This window comes from Sphingobacterium sp. LRF_L2 (assembly GCF_965644235.1).
In the GTDB taxonomy this organism is placed as follows: domain Bacteria; phylum Bacteroidota; class Bacteroidia; order Sphingobacteriales; family Sphingobacteriaceae; genus Sphingobacterium.
In genome coordinates, this window is the sequence record NZ_CBFFRI010000017.1 from 1 (window position 1) to 1,611 (window position 1,611).

At 51.3% G+C, this 1,611-nt stretch carries 1 rRNA gene; it reads right to left on the bottom strand.

What is annotated here, in order from left to right:
- Positions 1–7: 7 nt before the first annotated feature.
- Positions 8–1,537, bottom strand: a 16S ribosomal RNA gene (locus ACSZOX_RS22330).
- Between the last annotated feature and the right edge of the window lie 74 nt (positions 1,538–1,611).

The window sequence follows — 1,611 nt, forward strand, 5'->3', positions numbered from 1 at the left end:
ACTCTAGAAAGGAGGTATTCCAGCCGCACCTTCCGGTACGGCTACCTTGTTACGACTTAGCCCCAATTATCGGTTTTGCCCTGACACGCTCCTTGCGGTTACATGCTTTAGGCACCCCCAACTTTCATGGCTTGACGGGCGGTGTGTACAAGGCCCGGGAACGTATTCACCGCGTCATTGCTGATACGCGATTACTAGCGAATCCAACTTCACGGGGTCGAGTTGCAGACCCCGATCCGAACTGTGAACGGCTTTTAGAGATTGGCATCACATTGCTGTGTAGCTGCCCGTTGTACCGTCCATTGTAGCACGTGTGTAGCCCCGGACGTAAGGGCCATGATGACTTGACGTCGTCCCCGCCTTCCTCACTGTTTGCACAGGCAGTCTGTTTAGAGTCCCCACCATTACATGCTGGCAACTAAACATAGGGGTTGCGCTCGTTGCGGGACTTAACCCAACACCTCACGGCACGAGCTGACGACAGCCATGCAGCACCTAGTTTCCTGTCCCGAAGGACTGATCTATCTCTAGATCATTCAGTAACTTTCAAGCCCGGGTAAGGTTCCTCGCGTATCATCGAATTAAACCACATGCTCCTCCGCTTGTGCGGGCCCCCGTCAATTCCTTTGAGTTTCACCCTTGCGGGCGTACTCCCCAGGTGGATGACTTAACGCTTTCGCTTGGACGCTAACTGTATATCGCTAACATCGAGTCATCATCGTTTAGGGCGTGGACTACCAGGGTATCTAATCCTGTTCGATCCCCACGCTTTCGTGCATCAGCGTCAATTACCGCTTAGACAGCTGCCTTCGCAATCGGGGTTCTGAGACATATCTATGCATTTCACCGCTACTTGTCTCATTCCGCCATCTTCAACGGCATTCAAGCCCATCAGTATCAAGAGCACTGCGACAGTTGAGCTGCCGTCTTTCACTCCTGACTTAAAAGGCCGCCTACGCACCCTTTAAACCCAATAAATCCGGATAACGCTCGGATCCTCCGTATTACCGCGGCTGCTGGCACGGAGTTAGCCGATCCTTATTCTTACGGTACGTTCAGCTGGGTACTCGTACCCAGGTTTATTCCCGTACAAAAGCAGTTTACAACCCATAGGGCAGTCGTCCTGCACGCGGCATGGCTGGTTCAGGCTTCCGCCCATTGACCAATATTCCTTACTGCTGCCTCCCGTAGGAGTCTGGTCCGTGTCTCAGTACCAGTGTGGGGGATTCTCCTCTCAGAGCCCCTAGACATCGTCGCCTTGGTAAGCCGTTACCCTACCAACTAGCTAATGTCACGCGAGCCCATCCATATCCTATAAATATTTAATAATTTCACGATGCCGTAAAATTATATCATGCGGTCTTAATCTCTCTTTCGAGAGGCTATCCCCCTGATATGGGCAGGTTGCTCACGCGTTACGCACCCGTGCGCCACTCTCACCTTCTTCGAGCAAGCTCTCCGAAGGATCCCGTCCGACTTGCATGTATTAGGCCTGCCGCTAGCGTTCATCCTGAGCCAGGATCAAACTCTCCATTGTAAAATGAATTGTTCGATTCCTAACTATCTATCAATAAATAATTAGAATCGTCTTGTTTTGTATCTTAACGTTCC